This window comes from Verrucomicrobiota bacterium (genome assembly GCA_016871495.1).
In the GTDB taxonomy this organism is placed as follows: Bacteria; Verrucomicrobiota; Verrucomicrobiia; order Limisphaerales; family VHDF01; genus VHDF01.
In genome coordinates, this window is the sequence record VHDF01000170.1 from 1 (window position 1) to 4,402 (window position 4,402).

The window sequence follows — 4,402 nt, forward strand, 5'->3', positions numbered from 1 at the left end:
ATGACCGGCTTGCTGGCGGCATACGGGATGACCGCGACCGGGTGTTTGTACTCAGTCTCGGCGGCCGAGACCCCGGCTCGGCCCAGTGCCGCGATCGCCGCCGCGAGCAGAACCCATCGATGTGCTTTCTTCATGATATGGCCTCCTTAAAGTGTCCGGAACCGGCCCGGGGGGATGGCGACGGTTCCGCCGCCCGCGGCATGGCAGGCGTCCACGGCCGCCTGGATGGCGGCCGTGTCAATGCCTGCGTCTGCACCGACGGCCCCGAATTCCCGGATGTCAAATGTTGCCATTACCGTTTGCCTTTCAGAGGTCGGGCTGATTCACCCAGCGTTGCGCCCCACAGATAGGAGGGACACTTCATTTTATTGCTTCTGGAGCCGGCGCAGGGCCTCGGCGGCGAAGAGGCGACCCAGGGCGACCTGGCCCTCGGCGTCGTAGTGCAGGTCGTCGGACTTCTTCAGGCCGTCGCAGTCCACCCAGGCGTAGTTCGGGACGCCCGGATCCTCCAGCGCGGCGCGCACCGCTTTCGCGTGCGGGTATCTCTTCGGCGGGTTTACCCGGCCGGCGATGAAAACCATGTCCGGCGCCTGGAAGTCGGCGCGCGCCTTGGCGACCAGGGCCGCGAGGTTCTTCTTGTAGGCCTCGGCCATGGCCGGGTCCTTGGCGTCCGACTCGCCCTGCATCCAGAGCATGCCGGCGACGTGGACGGGGCGCGACTTCTGCGCGGCCTTGACCTGGTCGGCGAACCTCGTGTAGTCCCCCTTCGTAGCCGGGTTCCACTGCTCGGCCAGGTTGGTAGCGCACCTGGCGACCTTGACGATGCCCACGGGTTTCTTGAGCGCCGCGGCCATGGTCGCGCCGAAGCTCACCTCCGGCCCGAACAGTTCGCCACCGGGCTTCAGCGGCTTCCAGGTCCCGCCACCGGCGTAGACGAGCACCTGCGCCTGTTCGGCCTTGAGGTCGGCCGGGAGATCGGCGACCTGGGCCCGGCCGTCCATATTGCTCTGGCCGGCTAGCACGAACACGAGGAGCGGTTCCTCGGCGCCCCGGAGCGTGGCGAACGGCAGCGCGAGGCAGGCGAGGATGGTGGCGATGCGGGTCATCGGAAATCACCATAGTGCAGGAAGAAATCCACCAGCGGCTGACAATTGAAAATCTCAGGACACACCTCATGACCCTTGCCCGGAACAACGATCAACTTGGATGGACCACCGAGCGCCTGGTAACGGTTGTGCAGCACCTCGGAATTCTTTTTCAGGGGCACGACACCATCCTTATCGCCATGGACATGCAGGATTGGGATTTTCGCCTTGGCCAGAGGCTCCAGCCGGTCGATCGGGTTATGTTCGGCAAGTTTTTCCCTCAACTGGTCTTCCGTCATTCTATATGCCTTGCTCGCGCCGAGAATCCCTGGATAGCTTGCGATGTCACACACCGGGTAGAGGCCGCCAATGCACTGGACCTTGTCTGGATTCTCAGCCGCCCAGTTGTACACCATCAAGCCGCCGCGGCTTTGCGGCAACAGGCACACCTTTCTGGCCACGCCGTACTCCTGGACCAGATGTTCATAGAGTTTCGTGAAGGCCGCACGGCCTTCCGGATTGCCAGACGACTCGCCGACATTAATGCCGGCTATCGTAAAGCCGTTAGCCAACAGTTGCTTGAACATCCATTCGTGGGTTTTATTCGGCTTATCCTCGATAGTCGGCGCAAACAACAGCCACGGCTTCGTTCCATCAGCGGCCGGCTTCACCGGCAGAATGACAAAGGACTTCCCCGTCCCGCAGTAATACTCCTTCTCCCGCCACCCGTTGTCACCCAGATGCCCAGCGTCTTGTCTTTCAAGGGTAAAATCCCTTCGCTCCGCATCGTATTGCCGCGAGATCTTTACGTTCACAGCCTTCGCGCTCAGTTCCTCGATGACGATGTTCCGGTAGCGAATTTCGGTCGCGCCGCTGTGGATCTGCACCGCGATTTTTCCCGTGAGCGGAATCTTCGGATCCTTCTCGGTGTAATCCACGGTGAGGACATCGTTGATCCACAGTCGGATGCGCGGTCCCTCGGCGCGGATGCGGTAGCGGTTCCACTCGCCGATCTTCAGCTTCTTCTCGTTCTCCGGGCGCGCGGCTTGCGCCTGTTTGATCAGCGCGCCCGGACGCCCCGCGTCGCTTGCGAGATCCACCTCCGGCACGCCATACACGGCGAGGAACCGGTTCCTCCGCGACTCGTCGTAAAGGCAGCCATCAATGCCCGGCGCGAAGTCTGCCTGATAGCCGCTCACCTCGTGGTGCTTCGGAACGCGCTCGCTGCGAAACTGGATGCCGCCGTTGTTGTCGCCGCGCCGGTATTGGAGCCGCAGCTCGAAATCCGCATAGTCGCGCGTGGTGCAGAGAAACTCATTTCGCGGCTGCTTCACGTCCGGCTTGCCGGCGACCGGTGTAACCGTGATTGGGGAACCGGGGTTACCGGTCTGCCGGGAATTCTTCTGGATTGGGGAGTCGTGCTGGACGGACTTGGGAAATGCCTTCTCAAACAGCGAATAGAAGCCGTCCGGCATCACGTAGGACTTGCCGTCGAAGTCGAAGCAGTGTTCGCAGAGCGACACCTTGATCTCGCCCTTGTCCTTCACGAACACGGCCGATTCCAGATGGAGGCACGCGCTGGCATATCTCTTCTTCTCCAGCTTGATCGTGGCCAGGAATTCAGCGACCTTCGCCGGGTCTTTGATGGTGACGGTGTCGGCGGAAGGGCTGTTGGGTACGCCCCGGCTGAGACGAATTTCCTTCACGCCGGAAATGGTGCCGGCGGCGTCACACCCAATCGCCGCCGCCAACAGCATCCCAACGATGATCAGTCGGTGCTTCATGATTTCACCGCCCGCCTCTTGTCACCATCACCGAAGGCTGGCCGCTCTTTTGATCCACCTGCACCGTCAGTCCGATGCCAACGCGCCCGCTGTCAGCATCGTAGACGGCTTGCCAGTAGGCCGGCGTGTTGAACGGCTGGACCAACTCCACCGGGCGAACCAGCTTCAGCCCGCGCAGTTTGTCCGGATGCTTCTCGCGAAGGAACTTTTCGATGGCAGCCTGAGCAATCACGGCCGCCTGTGCCGCATCGAGAGGCTTGTTGGCTACCACTGCGGTCTCATCTTCCCTGAGCGCCTTCCACTCACCGGTCGACCAAGGTTCGTCCTCGGCGATCCACTGCTTGAAGCCGCCGGTTACGGCCACTGTCACTTGGCAGCTCACGCGGGCCGCTTCCTTCTCCGCATTCACGCGGGCGCGGATTTTCAGCTGGGGGCGGATTTTCAGCTGCGTCGCCGTATCGCCAGCCACTTCGAGCGTGCCCCACTTGCCCGCCTCGACGGTCATCCGTGGGTTGGCGCCCTTGCCGGGCATTCGCAGTTCCAGATCGAACTGACCCTGTTGCTTGGCCGAGCGGACGCACAGTTCGGGCGCCGGGGCAGCCGTCGCCACTTCCTTCACCGTGATTGGGGAGCGGAGGTAAAGCGTCTGCGCGTCCGCTGTCGCCTTGATCTTGTCCGGCGCCGGCGCCTTGAATTCACCTTTGCCCACGCGGACTTCGACCGGTGGCGTGGCGATCTGACCGCTCCAGAACGGGATGGGGCCGGTAGGCTTGGGTCCCGGATTGGCATTCGCCTCGTAGTAAGCAGTAATCGTGTAGATGCCCTCCTGGGACGTGTCGAGCCCGAGCTCTTTGAGCGACTTGACGATCGCATCGTTCGCAATGCCCGCAAGGGTCCAGGACTTGCCTGGTTCGATCGTGATCGGCGTGGGAACATTCTTGTCCCATTCGGGTTGCACAGCTCGCCGCAGGATGCGGCTTTGCCCGTCCGGCGCGACGACCAGATAGAAGTCAGCGCGATAGCCCTCCGAATACTTGTTGTCCCAGACTCGGACCGGATCGTTGACCGGATCGCCACCCGCGGGCCGCACGTTGCGCAGATTCATGGTGAGCGTGATGTCTTCACCGGGCTGGATCTGACGTTGCTTCACTTCCAGGCTGGCCTGCAAACCGTCGGCCACATCGCCCCAGGCGGAATCCGCTCGCCAAATCTCGTCCTTGCCCGGGCCGGGGACTTCGATGCGAGGGACGCGAGGAATCCAGACGCAGGACGCCTTCCAAGCCCTGGCATTTGCTTTCGCGAAGCCGATGGTGACCTCAAGGCCGAGTCGCAACGTGTCTCGCTTGCCGGACCCACTGCCAGCCACTTGTTCGGAGCCGTTGATCTTCAGAGTGTCGGCCGTATGAATGTCGCGCCAGCAGACCACCTGCATGCCTTGCTTGAAGTTGGCCCACTCCGCAGTGCGCTTGTGTTGCGCCCATTCCAACTTGACCCCCGTCCGTTCCAGCCGGTTCAGGAATATCTTCTCCTCCG

Annotated in this window: 2 protein-coding genes; both read right to left on the reverse strand. The window is 62.3% G+C overall.

Annotated elements, in window-relative coordinates; all coding sequences use genetic code 11:
• Positions 1-365: 365 nt before the first annotated feature.
• Entirely contained in the window at positions 366-1,106 is a 741-nt protein-coding gene (locus FJ404_19425; GenBank protein ID MBM3825022.1) for a sialate O-acetylesterase, read from the reverse strand.
• Positions 1,103-2,869, reverse strand: coding sequence for a DUF1080 domain-containing protein (locus FJ404_19430; protein MBM3825023.1), 1,767 nt, complete (start codon positions 2,867-2,869; stop codon positions 1,103-1,105). Before FJ404_19430 ends, FJ404_19425 begins: the two co-directional genes overlap by 4 nt.
• Positions 2,870-4,402: the final 1,533 nt, after the last annotated feature.